This is a genomic window from Ruegeria sp. AN6 (assembly GCF_056540425.1).
This window is the reverse complement of the sequence record NZ_JBQFWR010000007.1, coordinates 1-19,058: the sequence shown is the minus strand read 5'-3', so window position 1 is coordinate 19,058 and position 19,058 is coordinate 1. Positions and strand designations below refer to the sequence as shown.

At 53.3% G+C, this 19,058-nt stretch carries 17 protein-coding genes and 1 riboswitch; of the genes, 11 read left to right on the top strand and 6 right to left on the bottom strand.

Translation table 11 applies throughout. The annotated features are described in order from the left end of the window. Positions 1-3: 3 nt before the first annotated feature. On the bottom strand, positions 4-1,059 hold the full coding sequence (gene cobW, locus ACR0MQ_RS12400; protein WP_170770178.1) for a cobalamin biosynthesis protein CobW: 1,056 nt from the start codon (positions 1,057-1,059) through the stop codon (positions 4-6). Next, positions 1,056-1,436, bottom strand: a complete 381-nt coding sequence (locus ACR0MQ_RS12395) for a DUF1636 family protein (protein WP_480608527.1) — start codon at positions 1,434-1,436, stop codon at positions 1,056-1,058. Before ACR0MQ_RS12395 ends, cobW begins: the two co-directional genes overlap by 4 nt. A gap of 85 nt (positions 1,437-1,521) precedes the next feature. After that, a riboswitch (cobalamin riboswitch) is annotated at positions 1,522-1,724 on the bottom strand. 145 nt (positions 1,725-1,869) lie between these two features. On the opposite strand from ACR0MQ_RS12395, the gene ACR0MQ_RS12390 reads away from it, so the two are divergent. The 4 genes from ACR0MQ_RS12390 to ACR0MQ_RS12375 all read left to right on the top strand — a co-directional run bounded on the left by ACR0MQ_RS12390 (position 1,870) and on the right by ACR0MQ_RS12375 (position 5,819). Continuing rightward, positions 1,870-2,817 carry an NAD(P)-dependent oxidoreductase gene (locus ACR0MQ_RS12390; RefSeq protein ID WP_480608525.1) on the top strand — a complete coding sequence of 316 codons (948 nt, stop codon included), beginning with the start codon at positions 1,870-1,872 and terminating at the stop codon, positions 2,815-2,817. A gap of 296 nt (positions 2,818-3,113) precedes the next feature. Then, a complete protein-coding gene (locus ACR0MQ_RS12385; RefSeq protein WP_480608523.1) occupies positions 3,114-4,121 on the top strand; it encodes a glycosyltransferase family 2 protein in 1,008 nt (335 codons plus the stop codon). Then, positions 4,114-4,725, top strand: a complete 612-nt coding sequence (locus ACR0MQ_RS12380; protein ID WP_170468912.1) for a class I SAM-dependent methyltransferase — start codon at positions 4,114-4,116, stop codon at positions 4,723-4,725. The genes ACR0MQ_RS12385 and ACR0MQ_RS12380 overlap by 8 nt, the downstream gene beginning before the upstream one ends. A gap of 95 nt (positions 4,726-4,820) precedes the next feature. Then, complete coding sequence (locus tag ACR0MQ_RS12375; RefSeq protein ID WP_170770184.1) at positions 4,821-5,819, top strand: glycosyltransferase family 2 protein; 999 nt, start codon at positions 4,821-4,823, stop codon at positions 5,817-5,819. Positions 5,820-6,112: 293 nt separating this feature from the next. On the opposite strand, the gene ACR0MQ_RS12370 is transcribed toward ACR0MQ_RS12375, so the two are convergent. Then, positions 6,113-6,736 (bottom strand): hypothetical protein, encoded by a 624-nt coding sequence (locus ACR0MQ_RS12370; RefSeq protein WP_170770186.1) that lies wholly within the window; start codon positions 6,734-6,736, stop codon positions 6,113-6,115. A gap of 587 nt (positions 6,737-7,323) precedes the next feature. Here ACR0MQ_RS12370 and ACR0MQ_RS12365 point away from each other — a divergent pair. The 3 genes from ACR0MQ_RS12365 to ACR0MQ_RS12355 all read left to right on the top strand — a co-directional run bounded on the left by ACR0MQ_RS12365 (position 7,324) and on the right by ACR0MQ_RS12355 (position 10,224). Then, on the top strand, positions 7,324-7,701 hold the full coding sequence (locus ACR0MQ_RS12365) for a nuclear transport factor 2 family protein (protein ID WP_170468926.1): 378 nt from the start codon (positions 7,324-7,326) through the stop codon (positions 7,699-7,701). A gap of 294 nt (positions 7,702-7,995) precedes the next feature. After that, positions 7,996-8,499 carry an Hsp20/alpha crystallin family protein gene (locus tag ACR0MQ_RS12360; RefSeq protein WP_480608520.1) on the top strand — a complete coding sequence of 168 codons (504 nt, stop codon included), beginning with the start codon at positions 7,996-7,998 and terminating at the stop codon, positions 8,497-8,499. 150 nt (positions 8,500-8,649) lie between these two features. Beyond that, the gene (locus ACR0MQ_RS12355) at positions 8,650-10,224 is read left to right on the top strand and encodes a trypsin-like peptidase domain-containing protein (protein WP_480608518.1); all 1,575 of its coding nucleotides are present in this window, start codon (positions 8,650-8,652) and stop codon (positions 10,222-10,224) included. A gap of 9 nt (positions 10,225-10,233) precedes the next feature. On the opposite strand, the gene ACR0MQ_RS12350 is transcribed toward ACR0MQ_RS12355, so the two are convergent. Together ACR0MQ_RS12350 and ACR0MQ_RS12345 are read right to left on the bottom strand one after the other, a co-directional pair. After that, a complete protein-coding gene (locus ACR0MQ_RS12350; RefSeq protein ID WP_480608516.1) occupies positions 10,234-11,850 on the bottom strand; it encodes an MFS transporter in 1,617 nt (538 codons plus the stop codon). Positions 11,851-11,898: 48 nt separating this feature from the next. Next, positions 11,899-13,119, bottom strand: coding sequence for an amino acid permease (locus ACR0MQ_RS12345; RefSeq protein ID WP_170770192.1), 1,221 nt, complete (start codon positions 13,117-13,119; stop codon positions 11,899-11,901). Positions 13,120-13,383: 264 nt separating this feature from the next. Here ACR0MQ_RS12345 and ACR0MQ_RS12340 point away from each other — a divergent pair, with 264 nt between their 5' ends. From ACR0MQ_RS12340 to ACR0MQ_RS12330, 3 genes are all read left to right on the top strand, one after another. Then, complete coding sequence (locus ACR0MQ_RS12340) at positions 13,384-13,854, top strand: cytochrome c family protein (RefSeq protein WP_170770194.1); 471 nt, start codon at positions 13,384-13,386, stop codon at positions 13,852-13,854. Between the two features lie 133 nt (positions 13,855-13,987). Beyond that, the gene (locus ACR0MQ_RS12335) at positions 13,988-14,437 is read left to right on the top strand and encodes a phasin family protein (protein WP_480608513.1); all 450 of its coding nucleotides are present in this window, start codon (positions 13,988-13,990) and stop codon (positions 14,435-14,437) included. Positions 14,438-14,497: 60 nt separating this feature from the next. After that, positions 14,498-14,905 (top strand): universal stress protein, encoded by a 408-nt coding sequence (locus tag ACR0MQ_RS12330; protein ID WP_170770196.1) that lies wholly within the window; start codon positions 14,498-14,500, stop codon positions 14,903-14,905. A 453-nt stretch (positions 14,906-15,358) separates the two neighbouring features. Here ACR0MQ_RS12330 and ACR0MQ_RS12325 read toward each other — a convergent pair whose 3' ends face one another. Further along, positions 15,359-17,068, bottom strand: a complete 1,710-nt coding sequence (locus tag ACR0MQ_RS12325; protein WP_170770198.1) for an adenylate/guanylate cyclase domain-containing protein — start codon at positions 17,066-17,068, stop codon at positions 15,359-15,361. Between the two features lie 278 nt (positions 17,069-17,346). Between ACR0MQ_RS12325 and ACR0MQ_RS12320 the strand changes: the two genes are divergently transcribed. Next, on the top strand, positions 17,347-18,642 hold the full coding sequence (locus tag ACR0MQ_RS12320) for an adenylate/guanylate cyclase domain-containing protein (protein WP_480608511.1): 1,296 nt from the start codon (positions 17,347-17,349) through the stop codon (positions 18,640-18,642). Positions 18,643-19,058 lie beyond the last annotated feature (416 nt).

Sequence of the window (19,058 nt, the reverse complement as noted above, 5' to 3'; positions counted from 1 at the left end):
ATCTTACTCGGCGGCCTCGGTCACACCCACAAGGATATCACGGATTTTGGCCTCTTTGATATCATCATGCTCGGCGATGACCACAAGGCGCGAGCGGCGCTCTTCACCAGGTTCCCACGGGCGGTCATACTGATGACGTACCCGCGAGCCGACGGCCTGTACCAGCAGGCGCATGGGCTTGCCCTGAACCGCGGCATAGCCTTTGACGCGCAGGATGTTCAGTTCCTTTGCCAGGCGTTCGATCTTGGCGACCAGATCCAGCGGATCAGTCTGTTCCGGCAGTTCGACGATGATGCTTTCAAAATCGTCATGCTCGTGATCGTGATGACCATCATGATGGCTGGGACGCGCTTCCATGTCGTCCTCGGCGGCAGCTTCAAGGCCCAAGACAACGCGCACGTCCACGACACCTTCGGCGACTTCGACGACGGGTAGGGGGCGAGGGGCTTCGGCCGCGATGACCTCTTTGGCTTTGGCGACACCTTCGGGACCGGCCAGATCCGGCTTGGTCAGCAGGATGATGTCGGCGCAAGAGATCTGATCTTCAAACACCTCCGATAGTGGAGTCTCGTGGTCGATCGACTCATCGGCAAGGCGCTGGGCGTCTACCGCTTCGACATTGGGTGCGAACCGACCAGCAGCAACAGCTTCGGCATCGGCCAAAGCGATCACGCCGTCGACTGTGATTTTCGAGCGAATGTCTGGCCAGTCGAACGCTTTGAGCAGCGGCTTAGGCAGGGCCAGGCCCGAAGTTTCGATCAGAATGTGATCGGGGCGCGGCTCCAAGGCCATAAGCGCTTCGATCGTGGGAATGAAATCGTCGGCCACAGTGCAGCAGATGCAGCCATTGGCCAGTTCCATGATATTTTCTGCTGGGCAATCCGGGATTGCGCAGGATTTCAGGATATCGCCATCGACACCCACATCGCCGAACTCATTGACTACAACAGCCAAGCGCTTGCCTTGCGGGTTCTGCATCAAATGCTTGACCAGCGTCGTTTTGCCCGAGCCCAGAAAGCCGGTGATCACGGTGACGGGCAGTTTTTCGAGATTGCTCATTTCAGCGCTCCAATCGGGGGAATACGGGCCGCGCAATTCTTGCGGAAGTGTTCGGGGCGTTCACGCCATTTGACCAGCCCGTCCTCGGTCTGAAGGTACTTGGTGGCACCTTCAATGATGGTTTCGACGTGATCGGTTTCGCTCAGATGTTTATAGACGAATGTCCATCGATCAGGTCCACCACGCAGCACGATAGAACAGCCCTCATCGCAGTTTGAAAGGCATTCTACTGCTTTCAAGGTGATGCCTTCGGGCAGGTCAGCCTGTTCTAGCGCTTTGTGCAGCAATGTGCCGGGGCGTTGGGCGTCGTCTTCGACGGGTAGGCCGCGACGACAGGTGGTGCAGACCAGCAGTTCGACCGGTGTGGTGTCGGCCATGTCTCTCATCCCCCCAAATCCTCTTCGTGGGGGACGGGGTTTCATGTGGGCTGATTAAAGCCCCACACCGGAACACCCCGTCCGGTTTCATCTTCGGGCGTTGGCAGGTCTCCCGGCTTGCGGATGTCAGAGCGGTGCTCTGTCGGATGTCCCGCCTTCCCGGCATTCGCCAGTGGCTTGGGCACCCTCTCCGGTCACGGTCGCGGGGGCGGCTGCGTTTGACGGAAATTCCGCTGACGCATTCCCTTTTCATCTGCTGCTGCAGACACCAACACTTGGCTCTTGGGACAGCATTACCCCCCTTGTCAAGCGAGTCTCGCTCAACAGTGCGTACAGGGGCAAAAAAGCGACCTCTGAGGGTCGCTGGACGGCATGACTTAGGTCAACGGGCGTGTTGGCATGTGCATCGAAAGACGAACAGGGAGAGCGTCATATGAAAGTAGGCTTTATCGGGCTGGGAAACGTGGGCGGAAAATTGTCGGGCTCGCTGCTGCGCAATGGGATTGACCTGACCGTTCATGACCTCAACCCTGATCTTGTGTCCGGTTTTGTCGCGCAGGGTGCGAAGGCAGCTGAAAGCCCCGCCCAATTGATGCGTGATTGTGACGCTGTGATTACCTGTCTGCCATCTCCTGCCGCCTCGGACGCGGTAATGCAGGAGATGCTGTCCGAAGTGACATCCGGTAAGATCTGGATGGAAATGTCCACCACCGACGAAGCGGAAGTAAAACGATTGGGTGCTTCGGTGATCGAACGTGGGGGGGCTGCAGTTGATTGCCCGGTATCGGGCGGATGTCATCGGGCGGCTACGGGCAATATTTCGATTTTTGCAGGCTGCGATCGGGAAACATTTGAGTGCATTCTGCCGTTCCTGACGACGATGGGGCGCCGCGTTTTGCACACAGGCGATCTGGGATCGGCCTCAGTGTTGAAGGTGCTGACAAACTATCTGGCAACTGCAAATCTGATCACTTGCGCCGAGGCCTTGGTGACCGCAAAGGCTGCAGGGATGGATCTTGGTACGACCTATGAGGCGATCAAAATTTCGTCGGGCACATCATTTGTGCACGAAACGGAAAGCCAGGTGATTCTGAATGGGTCCCGCGATATTTCATTCACCATGGATCTGGTCAAAAAGGATATCGGTCTGTTTCAGGAGGTCGCCGACCGCGCCGGGGTGCCGCTGGAGATAAACCCGGTGATGATGGAAATCTTCGACGACGGAATCGCTCGCTACGGTGACCGGGAACTTTCCCCTAACATTATCAAACGCCTTGAGGAAGCTACAGGACTGGATATCCGTGCTCCGGGGTTCCCCGCGGAAATGCAGGATGATGAGCCGGAAGAGCCGGGTTACGAAGTGGTTCCTCAGAATCGGTAAAACATAATGTGCTGATGTTCATGAAGAGTTTCGTTTGATGATGCCACAGCTATCTGCGGTTCGGAGGTGGCTATTCGGATTGTCGCGGGAAAGTTCTGATGAAGTCAGCGGTTAACTCAATATTAGTTGGCGCTGAATGCAAATTGAGTTCCATCATTTTCATCAGACCCCCTCCCTGGAGGGGCCGAGGTGCGGTAGCCAGTTATTCCTGGGACTTGCTTCGTTGGACAAATTTCGGAGGCTATTCTAAACAGATCAACAATAGTCCGATAATGGCACAGGCAAGAGTTTAACTTATGGGAAACGAGACCTTTCTCATCGTGACGACGATGAAGAACGAAGGGCCATTTATGATCGATTGGGTGGCTTACAACCGCGCAATCGGGTTCAATGATATCCTGATCTATACCAACGACTGTTCTGATGGCACAGATGTCATCGGTGATCGGATGCAGGCCTTAGGCTGGGCGCATCATGAGCGCAACAAGGTTGGACCACGCGCTGCGCCCCAGAACCGGGCTTTTACCCGATCTCGCAGTCATCCAAGCTATCAGTCCGCAAATTGGATCATGAGCCTGGATGTGGATGAATACATCAATATCCGTTTGCCTGAAGGCAATGTTCAGTCACTGGTAGAGGCAAGCGGTGAAGCTGATGCAATATCGATCTGTTGGCGTATGTTCGGAAATGCCGGCTTAAACGACTTTGTCGATCAACCTGTCCCTGAGACATTCTTTCAGGCGGCCACCGAAGACGGCTACCCGCATCACCGGACAAAAGGTTTCAAAACGCTATTCCGAAACAACGGCAAGTTCAGCCGGTTTCGCGCCCACCGTCCTCGGATCAATCCAGAGGACGCCCCAAATCCCGACGCACCGTACGAAGGGGTATTGTGGAGAGATGCAGGCGGAAACCTCTACCCGGCAGATCAGGTGAAATGGAAGGCGTGGCGCGGATTCAGCCATGAATTCGCGCGTATTCACCACTATGCAGTGCGAAGTACCGATAGCTTTCTTGTCAAACGTGAACGGGGCCGTACCAACCATGTTGGCCAGGACCAAGGTCTGAAATACTGGCTTGTTATGAATCACAACGACGTCGAAGATCGCTCGATCTTGGGCCACATGCCCGCCATGCATGACATCAAAGCCGAGATGATGGCTGATCCACAGTTGGCCGAACTTCACCACAAAGCCTGCGAATGGCATAGTACAAAAGCCGCAGAGTTGAAGGCCAGACCTGATTGGCTCGATTTGGTTGAGGCCTTGCAGAATTCTCATATCGGAGAAGACGCCCATGGCTGAAACCGTATCCGCCGAGGACCGCCGCAAGAAACAAGCCCTGCAGCGCGAGCGGAAAGATGCGCTGAGGCGCGAAATGCTCAGGACAATGCCGCACGGAAAGCTCAGCATCGAAATTGGCGTCTGGCGGGGCGAGTTTTCGCGGATATTACTCGATGAATTGAAGCCTTCTAAGCTGTGCCTCATCGACCCATGGGGCGTGCAGCCCGACGCAGATGGTGGCGCATCTTTGGCCGGAGCGCGTAGCCAAAACGATATGGACCGCATCTATGAAGCGGTGAAAAACACATACGCCTCTGAGATAGCGAAGGGTCAAGTTTCGGTAATTCGCGATTTTTCGGTTCCTGCACTGCGCCTATTCGAAGATCAGAGTATCGGTTTCGCCTATCTTGATGGCGACCATTCATATGAAGGGGTCAAAGCGGATCTGGATGCGGTATTGCCGAAGATGATCGAAGGCGGTGTCATCATGTTGGATGACTACCATCGGAGGGGATGGTGGAAAGATGGTGTGATGCGTGCATTCCACGAGTTTTTGGGCGCAAACTCGGCGGGCTTGCGTCTTAAGGCGATCAAAGGCGCTCAGGTCGCGGTTCAAAAGCTATAATTAATGAAACCAATTTCATATCGAATTGAGGATGTTGGCACCCGAGAAGGACCTACAGAAGATGGCGCCACTTTGGTTCAACCGCAGGGCTTGCAATGACTGACAGGATCGTTGTCTACACGACAATGAAGAACGAAGGCCCGTTCATGATTGATTGGGTGTCCTACTACCTGTCACTCGGCATTGACCATTTCCTCATTTACACCAACGATTGTGATGACGGCACCGATCTGATTGCAGAACGGCTCGGGGATCTGGGCATTGCAACCCATGTTGATAATTCGGTCAAGCCAAAGCAAAGCCCGCAGAACACGATGCTCAGGCGAGTTCGTTCACATCCGAGGTTTCTTGATGCGGACTGGACCTTTTCGCTGGACGTTGATGAATATCTGAACATCCGCCTTCCTGAACCCTCCATGCACAAGTTGCTGGAAAAGTTACAGGAAACCGCAGGAGAGCCTTTTGATGTTGCCTCTTTTGCCTGGAAACTATTCGGATGCGGAGGCATTGAAGATTTCAGCGATATTCCAGTGGCTGAGCAGTTCTTTCTTTGCGATACCGAGCAGGGCTATTATTCGGGCGTTGCGGGCGGGCTGAAGAGTATAACGCGCAACAACGGGTTATTCACCCGATATGGTCCGCATCGCCCCAAAGGGGTTGCGCCTGAGCGCATGTCCGAGATCAGATGGGTTGATGGTGGCGGGCAACTACTTGACCCCGAAGCTGTGACCTGGCGTGCCACATCCAACTACCGCCATGATTTTGCGCGTATCCATCACTATGTGACGCGTTCAATCGGGTCGTTCATGGTTAAACGGGATCGGGGTAAAACCAATCATATTCACGATGATCAGGCCGAATCCTATTGGAACAATATGAACGCGAATTTGGTTGAGGACCGGTCGATCTTGCCGCTTTGGGAAAAGGCTGCGGTAGAGCGGGAACGTTTGATGTCTGATGACCAACTGGCGTCCTTGCATGCCGCCGCGTGCTCTTGGCACGCGCAGAAAATTGTCGAGCTAAATCAAAGACCGGATTGGGTGGAATTCCGAGAGTTTTTGCACCGGTACAAGACCATGGGCCCCGGTCGCTGACGCATCTCAGGGCCGTAAGAAGTCTTGACTGGGCACCATTGAAAGACGCTGAGGCACAGCTTATTGGCCGCACTGTCGCCAGCGTTAGCGCTCTTGGGGTCTATCGATCAGGGATGCAATACGGCACCGAACAGCGGGAGCGTTCCAACACATGGGAGACAAGCGCAATCCTGACAGAAAAATGTTTCAAGTGGTCCGATATCAGTCCGTTTCCGAAGGAGCCGCCGTTGGTAGTTGCACAGGGTTGAGTGGCCGGCTGAGTAATATCGCGAGTAGTTGCTTCTTCTAACAATTCACTGCACGACAAACGACACAGTAACCCTCGTCCGCCTTTTATCCTCGTCCTGTATGGAGAGTCGCATCGTGTGCCGCCCAATCGGCAGTTCAGCCGAACGTGCGAGCAGGCGCGAACCTTCGACTGAGGCGTGCTTCATTATTCGTTTGGTCACATTGATCCATGCTGGACCCATACGATAGTCGATCCGAATTGACGACAAATCAACTGCCGTATCTCCTCTCGGGCTAATGTCTACATCAATATTGACAGGCGACTGGACAATATCCTTTTTGGGCGAATTGAAATTTACGAAGGGGCCATCGGATTGAGTAACGGTCAATCCTCGGTCTAGAGACTCAGTAATTTTAGGTTGATTGTCGAGTTCTGCCATTTCATCTGGAGTAAGCAGGTAGAACGCTTCTTGCTCGCTATTTCGCGGAAGAAGACTCCAAACGGAAAAGGCCAACACAAACAGTATTGCACCAATCAACAACCATCTCGCACGCACTACCCACACATACATCACCTTAAGCAAACCAGAATGAAACGAGACTATCACACAACGAGACAATATCTCAATTTGCGGGACTTGGTCTGAAATCGAGTCGCCCAATTGTAGAGGAAAATGGGCATTGCGCATGGAATCACACGGCAAGTCTTGCGGCGCGATAAAAGCCCAAATCGGGCTACATTTCCCCTATGTGACCCCGAAGAACAAGCATTTGTATCGCTCGGTCTGGGAAGGTCGTGTAAGCTATTGAATTCTTTTGGAGGCGAGTACCAATTTCGAACCCGCGTAAAGGAACTCTATTTCTTAATAAATAACAATTTTTTAGTGAAATGTTGGCGGTACGTGGGTTTGTGAATGTTGCGGGATTGTTGGTTGAAATTGTTCATTGGCTTGTCTTCGCGGTCGATATCGATTGTCGCATGATGGTGCAACACGAGGGGAAGCGGCACAGGCTTGCCTAAGTCCGCTGATTGGGATGCGGGTCGGTTGATCAGTCGGATATGAGAGTTGGATGCGGAGGTAGCTCACCGACCACGAGGCAAGGAGATGGCGCACTGGCTGATGCCGGCACCGGGAATTGGGCCGCTCGTTGCCACTGCACTAGTTGCCCTCTCGTTCCCGAACAGGATTCTTCGCCAACATCTAAATTCATTGATCCTCGTCAAGATTGGAAAAGGTATGATGTGATACAGTTGATGCCAAAAATGGGGGCTATCATGAAAGAATTAGTCGAGATTGGAAGAACATTTGTTCAGGCAATGCGTGATCGCAGGGGCCTTGCAAATGTTGATGAAATGTATGCCGAGAACGCTCAATCCATAGAAGCGGTTGTGCCTCCGGTTCGACAGTTTCGCATTACCAAAGGCCGTGATGCTATCAAAGGGAAAAGAGAGGATTGGCTGGCAGCTCATGAAATCATCGAACTCGAAGTCGATGGCCCCTATGTTCATCCCCCAAACCGCTTCAGTGTGCGATACAAGGCTAAGGTAACGCAGAAGGAGACTGGGCAACGTATCGCCCTGAGCGAGATTGCTGTTTATTCTGTGGCAGACGGAAAGATTGTATTGGAAGAGTTCTTCATGTTGCCGAAGTAGGAGCGGCAACCCGCAATACTGACGTAGTGTTGGTTTCATCCGCACGCTGGAAGTGTGGCTTGTAAGTGCTTTGACGCGATGGATGGACAATTGGGCATTTGTTTCTACCGCGTGATGCTTGGCCTGGACGTCTGACCGGTAATGCGCCTTGTTTCATTCGCAATGCCGATACGACCGGGATGTCTTTTGACGCGATACCGAGGACGCTTGGTTGCGCAAGATCAAGGTAATTAGATGCATTTTTTGCGATAATGCTGCCTCACCCCAATCGCACCAAAGGAGGAGGATCAGAAAATGCTTGAAGACAAAAAAAACCCGCGACTGTTTGCTGGAACACATCCGCTATCTGATAATTTTCGACGCGAAATGGAATCCATGATGTCACGCTTTTTCGGGGGCGCAGCGCCATTCCTGCCACTGGAAACAGCCGCGCAACGCACGGGCTTCCCGTCGTTGGACATGACGGGTGCGATTTCGCCGGCGATTGACATCCACGAGACGGATGCGGCGATAATTCTCACCGCTGAATTGCCGGGCCTCGAAGAAGACGATGTCGAAGTCGAAATCAAGGACCGCAGATTGACCCTACGAGGCCAGAAGAAGGTCACGCATGATGACACGGGCGATCTGCGCGTTAGTGAGAGAAGCTATGGCAGTTTTACCCGGACAATGACGCTGCCTGATGCAGTCGATATCGAGGAGATTTCCGCTGCGTTCGACAAAGGTGTCCTGCACGTCACGATGCCAAAAACCGAACCTCAGGATCCCAGCCGGAAGATTAAGGTCTCATCGAAATAGGCGCAATGGAGGCGCACGCGCAACCATCATGGTCCGGGCAGCATGCGCGGACCCTTGGTGTTCTTAAAACGAGCACATTATTGCCCACCATAGCGGTTTCACTGCTGGGCATGATAATGTGCCAATAGCGCTGGAGAACTGAGATGGACGATGCGGACGCCTGACAAAAGCGATGTGGAAAGTGAAACGGGCGATGTCCGTGCATTTCTGGAGAGCTTGACGGGGCCGTCCCGCGGAACCGTTACCTGGCTTGTCGGCAACGCTTTGGCTGCTTCGGTGGGTCCTGATCGTATCCTGAAGTTCAGGCGGAAAGAGGATTTGCCCCCGCATGACGAAGACGTGGCGACCATTCAGTGGTCGCAAGGCGGTTACACGCTAAACGCGTTGCCCGGCCGGGATATCTGGGTCAACGGTCAAAAAACCGCTTCTACAATTCTAGGGCATGGCGACATGATTGAATTCGGTGAAGAGGGCCCCATGTCGCGCTACAGGGTGTGTGACCACTCATTCCCTGCACATCATACGGTCGAAGACATAATTAGTGACGCTTATGTGTATACGCGCTCCAGCCGACGACCCTTCGCCAGAAAAATGTCCGGTGCGCTGCGCGAAGGCGGGCGTCGGCTAACATCACAAACCACGGTTTTGTTCAGGGTTGCCGTTATCGGTGTGCTTCTTCTGATCTTTGCCTTTGGCTATTTGCTTTTTCTGAACGACCGGAAGTTGGCGGACAGCCTTAAACAGGAATCTCTCAAGATCGAGGCGGTTGCCGTGATGCTCGCGCAGACACGAGAAGATGCATTGACGGCGGATGATCTGGTCGCGCTCAGAGAGGCGTTTGACAACCAGGTAATTTCCACCGAGCAGCGCCTTGGGACATTGGAAGACCGTGCAGGTGCGTCCAGGCGGGTAGTCACGGCCTCGACGCGATCCATTGCCTTTATCCAAGGGGCCTACGGATTGCGACAAACCGAAAGCGGTAAATTGCTGCGGCATGTGCTTGGCCCGGACGGGGAGAAACTAAAAACTCCATTCGGGAAACCATGGATTGAACCGGATGCAACAGGCGCGCCGGCAGAGTTTCAGTTCACCGGAACCGGGTTTCTGCTGCATGGCACCTCTCTGTTGGTGACCAACCGTCATGTCGCCTTGCCCTGGACTACCGGGGATCGGGCGCAGGCCCTTAAGGCCGCAGGGCTTGAGGCCGAGATACTTAGTCTGCTGGCTTATCTGCCAGAGCAATCCAAGCCAATGGAAGCGGTATTGCTTAGGGCAAGCAAAACGGCCGATCTGGCGCTTCTGTCCGTTGATGCGAACCGTGTTCAAGGACTTGGGCTTTCGCTGGCACCTGACCCGCCGCGCGCAGGTGAAGAAGTTTTCCTGCTTGGATTTCCAACTGGCCTCAAGGCTTTGATTGTGCAGGCCGGGCCGGACTTTCTGAAAACGCTTGAGAGCGATGGCACCGTCGATTTCTGGACGATTGCAAAACACCTTTCAGAGCAGAACAAGATCCGGCCTCTGGCCAGCCGTGGGATCGTCGCCCAGACCAGCCCTGGTGCGGTCGTTTATGATGCGGAAACCACAACCGGCGGAAGCGGCGGACCTGCACTGAACCGAAACGGCGAGGTGGTTGCCATCAATGCCGCGATCTTACCGGAATTTGGCGGCTCGAATATTGGCGTTCCGGTGTCACACCTCAAGACACTTCTCGATGAAAGCGATTGATCCGCATATTTAATCGCGTGTCTGATAAGACGAGTTTTGCACAAGAAAAACCACAGCCAGAGGAACGATAACAGAGATCAAGGCCACGGTAATCAGCAAGTTCCCCAAGTGGCTATAGTCAGCGACGGAGGCAACGGTACCCGTTCTGGGATCGGTAACCGAGCGGGTAACGGTAAAGATCTGATTCAGGTATTTTGTACCGAGGCTGCTTGCTGACAATGCCATGTTGGTGAACGACGCCATGACTGCGAAAAAGGTAGCTTTCAGATGTGGTGGGGCGTTGCGCGCGATCCAGGCCAACATTGGGACCATCGCGATCTGACCCAGCGGTGACTCGACTGCTGTGTCGAGTATGGCGATAAACCTTGCATCCACGACACCACCAGTGCGCGCGGCCGTCCATTCATGCACCCCGTAGTACAAGGCAAGGTTTGGCAGGGCCAGCACTCCTGCGGCAATCGTGAGTAACACTACAACCTGCGCAATCGAATGACTTGCCATAATCGGCCTGAGGATAATCAGGCCAAGCAGAGCAAGTAGTGAGGTCAGAAGCGCTAGAATGGCCAGGAACTGTTCGTCAAACCCAAGCTCATCGATCTCGAACCAAGTCAAGCCCGGTCCTGGCAAGGGAACTGCTCGAAAAACGAATATGATAGTTGCTGTTCCGATCAGAACTTTAGCCTGTTTCGAGTCCAGCTCTCTCAGCAACCGCGACATGAGGTAGAGAATGACCGTGAGCGACACCGCAAAAACGGTCTCTTGCGCGAAGGCAAAATTTGCGGTTCCCAACACTATGCTGAGAACAACAAACGCAAGTCCGCCCAGCAGTATCGGCCACCTGACTTCGGTGGTTTGATCCGGTCTGTGCGGAAGGTGTCCTTGACGAACGAGGCGACGCTGTATCAGAGCGTGAAGAACCACTCCGCTGATCGAAAGCAAGGGGATAACCAGAGCGACAAGATAGACCTGACCGTAGAGAACCAAACGATCGCCTTTCTCCAGATCTTCTGCCCCCGAAAAAATCCAGATGTTAACCGCTGCGACTCCTGCAAACCCGGATATGATCGCGATCCTGCCGAGGGTCTGCATTGTGGTGTGCCGTGCACGAACTTCTTCCGGCGCAAAAGCGCGTCCGTCGCGGTCCGATTGCGGCACCGCTTCTACCGTCATGGCGTCAGCAACGACATCCTGAATGGCATAACCTGAAGGAGCCAACATCAAAGCAACGACGTACCAATCCTCTAGTGGCATAATGCCGGCCATATGGTCAGGCGCAGCCACAAGCCTGTACATGATGAGCAATGACGCCGTGATAAGGGTTGCGCCAACGACAATCAGGAGGGATTTCCAACGCCAGAACAGATCAACCAGATGACCCAGCGGCATTTTTAGAATCCACGGTAACCCGGCCCAGAATGCCAATCCCGCAACAAAAGCGGCGGATAGATTCAGATATTCCTTAAGAAAAAACGCACCGACGACGGATGTTAGTCCCGAAACCCCGGCCGCAAAGTAAACCATCAATGGTGGTAGGTAAGACCATTGCAATTGCTCGATCAGATCAACAAAGGTCCGGTGCCACCAGCCTGAAATCCGCCTTCCAAGTGTTGATCGGTCAGTGTTCATGCGTCAGTCGGACCCCGTTCTGGTGACCCTATGCTGTCGGTTTTCCTCTCAGAGAAATCCGGCACCAAAAAGCAGGGCGCTGGTCAGCACCCCAAGGATTGGTACAACAAGAGGTACGCGGAAATGTTCCCGAGTTGACCCAGGCCGGGACTTCAGCAATATCAGCGAGATGTTGACCAAAACAAACACTCCCAAAACGATCTGGGATGTGCGTTCCGCCAGTATTCCGATTGGCAGAGTTTGCGTCAGCAGAAGGATTATCGCAACAACCAACAGTGTTGCGACGACCGGTGTTTGGGTTACCTGCGGGACAGTCGCCAGTATTTTCGGCAGATGGTCCCGGTCGGCAAGGCCATAGATCACTCGCGACGCCATGATCATCTGGATCAGGACGCCGTTGACTGTCGCAACAACCGCGACTGCGGCGAACCCCTGTTTAATCACTTCGGGTGCGTTCGAAAAAACCAGGGTAAGCGGGGCTGCCGAAGCTGACAAGGCATCGATAGGAACAACAAGCAGAACCGTCATTGATGTCGCCAGATAAAGACCCGTCGCCAGAACGAGTGTCAAAAGGATGGCCTTTGGAATTGTGTGGGTTGGGTCTTTTACCTCTTCGGCGACGTTTGCCATGTCCTCAAACCCGACAAAGGCAAAAAAGGCCAGCAGAGATGCCGCCATAATACCGCGCCAGGTATTGAGCTCGAGTCCCGGCACCATCTCACTAATTTCATAGCCTTGCGCTTCCTGCACGGATATGCCCCAGCCAATCACAAAAAGAAGCCCCGCAATCTCGATGACCGTGATCACGGCTGCCACAAATACCGATTGTGTAATGCCCCAGAGTGCAATCAGACCCATGACCGACACAACGCCGATCGTAAGCAACGCGGTGCCAAGCCCCGTCAGGGTGTGAAGGTATGAGGCCGCCCCGATCGCAACAGCGGAGGCTGAAATGATCCCAGACGCAGCAACGGCAAGACCGACTAGAACCGCCATCCAGCCCCTTTGAAATCCCGCTTCAACGTATGCCGCTTCTCCCGCGCTTACGGGAAAGCGTGTCGCGAGTTCGGCGTATGACAAAGCCGTCAGCGAAACGACGAGAGCAGCAACAAGAAACGAAATTGCTGCATAAGGGCCCGCGGCCTCGGCGGTAGCGCCGACCAGCACATAAATTCCCGCACCGACGGTAACACCGAGCCCATATAGTGTAAGCAACGGGGTGGTAAGAGAACGCCGGAGTTTAGGGGCCGGTGGATCAACTGTATGCATTCACCTCACTCCTTGATGGACAATTGCTTGGGTGCCGAAGTAGTGCCGCAAACAAGCACCCCAATCATAAATCAAGGGCTCGTCACCACTCATGCCGAGCTTCCGCTGAAATATTCATACTTTGATATGTAATGCTTCATTTGGCATTGATCTATATCATTAGGCGCTAAGATCCGATCAGCGAGGCGGATTCGACTGCTACGATCGTCCTTTCGTGAAGGTTTTTCTCAGTTGGTACTCAAAGGCTGAATATGAGCGAGATCAATGAAACATTCATTCGATATCGCGTATTTTCAACTCGAAATGCTGAACTTGTCGGAGGAACAGATGCTAGTTCGTCGTACACTTCTTTTGTCAATTTTTACTGCAAGCGCTGCACTGGCGCAGGACATAGACCTTCAAAATGGGCACGATCTCTACAGAACTTATTGTTGGCAATGCCATGGTTTCGAGGCCACAGGAGATGGTCCAATGGCGGAGATGCTGGCAATAAGGACACCTGATCTGACGAGGCTCGCGGCCCAAAACGACGGCGTTTTTCCGATTGAGGCAGTGGCGCGTCAAATTGATGGTCGCGCACCATTGCTCGCGCATGGCGGAGAAATGCCCATTTTCGGACCAGCTTTGGATTCGGATCAAAAAGTTGCGCTGACCATGCCTGACGGCCAGCCGATGTTCGCAGGTGTTCCGTTGGCAAATGTAATTTATTATCTGGAGTCTATTCAAATCGAGTAGGATGGTACAAGTGCCGCCATTAGATTGTAGAGCACCACTGCCTAAGTTTGGTGACACTGGTTGATCTACATTAAGGTTATTTTTTGCGAGATCTGGTAACATTCAGCATTTGGAAGATGAGGAGGAATCTCCAATGCCTGAAGAGAAGCCAAAATCATGTTACTCCAACCCACTTGTCGATGTTTTTAAGCAGATGCAGCCGACTACCACGGCCAATCCGTTTTTAGGCGCTCAGCTTGAGCAATTCTGGGACACGCAGGAAAAATCACTTAAAGAAGCAGAGGCCTTTGCTCAACATTGGTTTGAGAGGCGTCACGAGGCTGTTCGAACCGGACTGGAAGCTGCGCGTTCGGCGTCTGCCGCAGACCCGACTGATCCGGCGAAAGCACTGCAAACCATAGCAGAGTGGCAGAAGCATTCAGCCGAACGCCTTGTAGCTGACGCACAGGAATGGTTCGAAACAGTTGCCCGATGTGCAGGATATGCAGCGGAAACCGAAGCCGAAGCAGTAGAAAAGACGATAGATGATGTTGCAAGCACAGCAAAGAAAGCGGGTAAGTCTTCGAAATCAGAACCGGTTTAGAGTGCCGCATCACTGCGGAGGCCAAATAGATCGTAGCTGGAGCAATGGAAGGTAGCTAATATGTATAAAAACATTCTGGTACCGGTCGCGCTGGACAAAGATCATGATACACAGGCTTCATTTGAAGCTGCTCGTTTGCTGGCGAATGCAAATGCGGAATTCACAGTGCTCCATGTGCAGGAACCGATCCCTGCATATGTGGCATCCCAGATACCCGAGGAAGTTCTGGCAAACACGCGAAAAGAGCTTCAGGAAGGCCTACATCGGAACGCTGCAGAGCTACCGGGCGCGAAACCGCGGCTTATCTCGGGGAGCGCTGGCCGAGCGATCGTTGATTTCGCAAATGAAAACGACATCGATTGCATAGTATTGGCCTCACACAAGCCGGGAATCGAGAACATACTTATTGGGTCGACTGCGAACCGGGTCGTTCACCACGCTAATTGTTCTGTCCACGTGATCCGCTGAACTGGTTTCTGGTAAGTGCCGCACGTCGATTTGAGAACAGGACATTCGCCGCAGTGCGATATCTGGGTAGTTTGGGCTGAGGCTGTGTGAAAACTCCGGCTCACCAACTCTCTCGTCGAGCTCGTTTTCAGCGCCTGTGTAAATTGCTCTCTCAGAAGCGCGGGAGAACGCACATAAAGTGTATTTTAGACATATTTTGCCAACCGGTCAGAGTTGTCACACAGCCTCGGCTCATCGCAGACCTCGGAGCAAGCGCGGCAAGCACCCTGCCTCACATAATACTGCCACTGAGGACGGCCCAAAGCCGCCATTTGCGCCAGCCGCATCGAAGGTCTGGTTCGAGCCCAATCCGGAAGTGCTTCATCTCGGAACCGAGCAGATGCAGCAAGTGAATGGGCCGGAGTTGAGAGCTAAAGCACATCCGGATTGGATCGACTGCTTAATTTTACTTTCTCAGATTGGAAGGCCTGCTTTTAACCATCCATCCCGCCATTGCTCCGAGCAATCGGGAACGCTGAATATGGGGAGTTTCGTTTGTTCTTTAATGTCGAGATCTGGACGAAGTTCCTTCAGTTCAGATACTGCAGCCGTTGCTGACTCAAGGTCTCCGTTTTGAGCCAGGGATGCGATGAGCATGAGATGCGTAATCACGAATTTCGCCCTAATGGCCAAGGCGTTTCGATTGGCATCTACAGCTTCGGCATAGCGCCCAAGTTGGAAAAATGAGGAGGCTTGCCCGACATAGGCTGCGTGCCGCATCGGATCTTTTGGACTGAGATTGATCGAGTGTGTAGCGTGTTCTAGGGCTTCTTCGGGTCTGTCGAGAAAATTCAGATTGATGCCAGCGAGCATATGAACGATCGCAGCGTTTGGATTTTCAGAGAGTGCTTGTTTGAAAACTGCGCGCGCGCGCGGCAGGTCTTGTGCAAGCATCGAGATCGAGTGTGCGGCGTAAGCCAACGCAATTCCATCCGCGCGATCACTTAACAATACACGTTCCGCTGCGGCGACGGCAGCCTTTGGCCCTTCGTCAATCGGTTTCAGCCCCTGCACCATCCTTTGGATATGCAACCACGCAAGCAATCCAGCTGCCGACGAATAATCAGGATCGCGCTCCAACGCCAGACGCGTAAGGCGAATGGCCTCACGGTTGTCTTCTTCCGTCAGCAGATGAAAGTGTGATTGAGCCTGAAGATAAAGTTCATAGGCATCCAGGTTTTCCGTCGGTTTCGCCCGAGCGCGGACCGTCTCGGCATGGCGAACGGACGGTTCGATCGCCGTGACAACTTCCTGTGTGACTTGATCTTGCAAGTCAAAAACATCGTCCAGCGTTCCATCGAAACGGTCAGCCCAAAGATGACTGCCATTCTCTGCATCAATTAACTGTCCTGTAATGCGAAGACGCTGGCCTGCGCGCCTTACAGATCCTTCAAGCACATATCTCACGCCGAGCGCCTGCCCGACTTCGCGAATGTCAGTGCTCTTTCCTTTGAATGTAAAAGACGAGTTTCGCGCCACGACCATCAGCCAACGAAACCGAGATAACTCAGTTATGATGTCTTCGGTAATCCCATCGGCAAAGAACTCTTGTTCAGTGTCGCCCGACATATTGTCAAACGGCAGCACGGCAATACCGGGTTTGTCCGATTTGACGGTTGGACTTGTAGCCGCCGAACCGACAGGCCACTGCCACACGCCAACGGGGCGGGCAATGTTCTTCAATTCGGCCCGCTGGCCGCCAGAGAACGAGGCGGCAGCATTCCTGTCTAGGCTGTTATGTGCGGTGTCTGAAATCAATATTTGCCCCGGTTCCGCTAATGACTCGAGACGGGCGGCTATGTTGATACCGTCACCGAAAATGTCATCGCCTTCCGTAACGACTTCGCCGGTATGTATGCCGATGCGGATTTGGATTTTCTGTGGTCGGTCAGCAATCTGAACAGCAATCGCGCATTCTGTTGCGGCCGATGCGGAGCGAAACTCAACAATCCATCCGTCGCCCATGCTTTTGATCAGTCGCCCATCATGGGCTGCCAAAGCGGGTATTAGATGATCCTCACGGAAAGCCTTTAGCGCGTTGAGTGTCCCGTCACTATCCTGATCCATCAACGCCGAGTATCCGGCGACATCAGCCACCAGCACTGCAGCAAGCCTCTTTTCCATGTTTCTCCCCCCGCTTGTTGGAAGCTAGCTTGTAGAGAGAGCAATGTCAGCCCGGTAGTTAGAGCAAAGAGGTCCCATCAAGAAAGCGCGACCACTTTGGGCTCGAAGCGGGCTTGCGGCGACGCAGCAGGTCGCACTCCTACCCGGTCCCGAAAGCGGTTATTGCTAGATTTGAGATGATCTTGCTATTGCAGTAGCTTAACCTCCTGAGCCGACATTCGGCTTACGGATGCGGCTCTCACAATCAAAAAACCGGCAGTCTGAAGAAAGGTATACCAATGTCAGAAGGCTCAGGTTACCAACAAGCACAGCCCGCACATAGCGAGGATCATTATCCTCGAAAATATGCTCCAGGAGTTCGTTTAGTTCAAAGGCAACGGTTCGAGCTGGATCTTGAGAAGTCGATAACTCCGGTGGATGTCGAAACCTGGCTTTTGGGTGAGGCAAGCAAGACCGCGAGCGCCCACGCTCTTGTGGCTGAGTTTGCAGGTCAGTTGGCCCAAAGTGGCTTTGGTGTTGATAGGTTTACTGTAGTTGCCGGTACTCTGCATCCACAGATCCGCCGCTATGGTTGGACCTGGAACACGCAAGACGGCATTTGCGACGAGATTCAAGTCGGTGAAGAGACGCTGACTTCAGCCGCGTACCGAGACAATCCGATATACCGGGTTGTGGAGTATGGCGAGATAGTACGCGTAATGCTTTCCGGCGAGATGGAAGATGCGCGCAGCCCACTCATGACCGAGCTCGCGGAAGATGGTTTCTCGGAATATGTCGCTCTGCCGCTGTCTGCTCGGGGTCAGAAGTACAATGCCGCAACATTTTCGACCCGGGAACCGGGAGGTTTTAATGAAGGACAGTGGAGCACGCTCATGCGGCTGTTCGATATCTTCGCGCTACACGTTGAGCGCCACATCGCCAGCCGAATTGCAGAGAACATCTCGCTCACCTATTTGGGCCGCGAAGCAGGCCAGAGAGTGGTTAACGGTACGATCAATAGGGGCGCAGGTTTGCCCATTCAAGCAATCGTATGGAGTTCGGAATTACGGGATTTCTCTAGCCTTTTGGAGACTGCCGAAAACGAGACAGTCGCAGACGTGCTTAATCGCTACTTCTCGGTACTTGCAGAGGCCGTGATTATCAACGGCGGCGACGTATTAAAGTTCATTGGCGATGGGATGTTGGCCATTTTCCCGCTGTCGGATTTTCAAAACGTGAACATGGCAGCGTGGGCTGCAGTGTCTGCAGCAGGCCAGGCGCAAAGTGACCTCGCCACATTAAACGCGACGATGGCCAAAAACGAAGACTGGCGGCCACTAAGAACCGGCATTGGATTGCATGTCGGCGAGGTGTTCTTCGGCAACATCGGTTCTGCGAGACGGTTGGATTTTACCGTGATCGGGGAGGCCGTGAACATTGCCAGCCGGGTTGAGGGACTGTGTAAACCCCTTGGTCAGGATGTCCTGATGTCTGAGTCTGTCGCGGAACTGCTAGGTAAAGATACGGTCGGGTTTGGTTCACATATCTTGAAGGGGATGCAGAAGCCCGAAAAGATATTCGGACTTACTCATTGAAGACCGCGTATCATCCAACGCCATGGTTCTATTAATGATGATTGGGTCTCGGTGCCGTGCATCCACAAAACCCATCACCAGAGATTAGGTTTCATAACGGCGGCTTCGTCCGCAGAGCAGGTTTTGGGGTCGTTGGAATCGGGTCAATGTCCTACTGAATATGTCAGATGACCGCTCTGAGCCCAAGACCAGCCACGTGAAGTTTAAGGCATGCTGCAGTTGCATTCGGAAGATCGCAGCCCAATGCAGACATTTAAAAACGAACTTTGCATTTCCGACTTTTCAAAGCAATGCACCCTGACAGACGGCTACATTGACGGTTGCTTCTAGGTTCTGGACCCATTAATTTGGTTGCCGTCATCTCGGCTGCATGATTCAAGCCCCTGAGTTTCAGGGGTATAACATGAGTAATCTAT

Bases quoted from the DNA above. Each gene is read 5' to 3' on its own strand.
- cobW (WP_170770178.1), bottom strand. From the start codon at position 1,059: ATGAGCAATCTCGAAAAACTGCCCGTCACCGTGATCACCGGCTTTCTG.
- ACR0MQ_RS12395 (WP_480608527.1), bottom strand. From the start codon at position 1,436: ATGGCCGACACCACACCGGTCGAACTGCTGGTCTGCACCACCTGTCGT.
- ACR0MQ_RS12390 (WP_480608525.1), top strand. From the start codon at position 1,870: ATGAAAGTAGGCTTTATCGGGCTGGGAAACGTGGGCGGAAAATTGTCG.
- ACR0MQ_RS12385 (WP_480608523.1), top strand. From the start codon at position 3,114: ATGGGAAACGAGACCTTTCTCATCGTGACGACGATGAAGAACGAAGGG.
- ACR0MQ_RS12380 (WP_170468912.1), top strand. From the start codon at position 4,114: ATGGCTGAAACCGTATCCGCCGAGGACCGCCGCAAGAAACAAGCCCTG.
- ACR0MQ_RS12375 (WP_170770184.1), top strand. From the start codon at position 4,821: ATGACTGACAGGATCGTTGTCTACACGACAATGAAGAACGAAGGCCCG.
- ACR0MQ_RS12370 (WP_170770186.1), bottom strand. From the start codon at position 6,736: ATGCGCAATGCCCATTTTCCTCTACAATTGGGCGACTCGATTTCAGAC.
- ACR0MQ_RS12365 (WP_170468926.1), top strand. From the start codon at position 7,324: ATGAAAGAATTAGTCGAGATTGGAAGAACATTTGTTCAGGCAATGCGT.
- ACR0MQ_RS12360 (WP_480608520.1), top strand. From the start codon at position 7,996: ATGCTTGAAGACAAAAAAAACCCGCGACTGTTTGCTGGAACACATCCG.
- ACR0MQ_RS12355 (WP_480608518.1), top strand. From the start codon at position 8,650: ATGCGGACGCCTGACAAAAGCGATGTGGAAAGTGAAACGGGCGATGTC.
- ACR0MQ_RS12350 (WP_480608516.1), bottom strand. From the start codon at position 11,850: ATGAACACTGACCGATCAACACTTGGAAGGCGGATTTCAGGCTGGTGG.
- ACR0MQ_RS12345 (WP_170770192.1), bottom strand. From the start codon at position 13,119: ATGCATACAGTTGATCCACCGGCCCCTAAACTCCGGCGTTCTCTTACC.
- ACR0MQ_RS12340 (WP_170770194.1), top strand. From the start codon at position 13,384: ATGAAACATTCATTCGATATCGCGTATTTTCAACTCGAAATGCTGAAC.
- ACR0MQ_RS12335 (WP_480608513.1), top strand. From the start codon at position 13,988: ATGCCTGAAGAGAAGCCAAAATCATGTTACTCCAACCCACTTGTCGAT.
- ACR0MQ_RS12330 (WP_170770196.1), top strand. From the start codon at position 14,498: ATGTATAAAAACATTCTGGTACCGGTCGCGCTGGACAAAGATCATGAT.
- ACR0MQ_RS12325 (WP_170770198.1), bottom strand. From the start codon at position 17,068: ATGGAAAAGAGGCTTGCTGCAGTGCTGGTGGCTGATGTCGCCGGATAC.
- ACR0MQ_RS12320 (WP_480608511.1), top strand. From the start codon at position 17,347: ATGTCAGAAGGCTCAGGTTACCAACAAGCACAGCCCGCACATAGCGAG.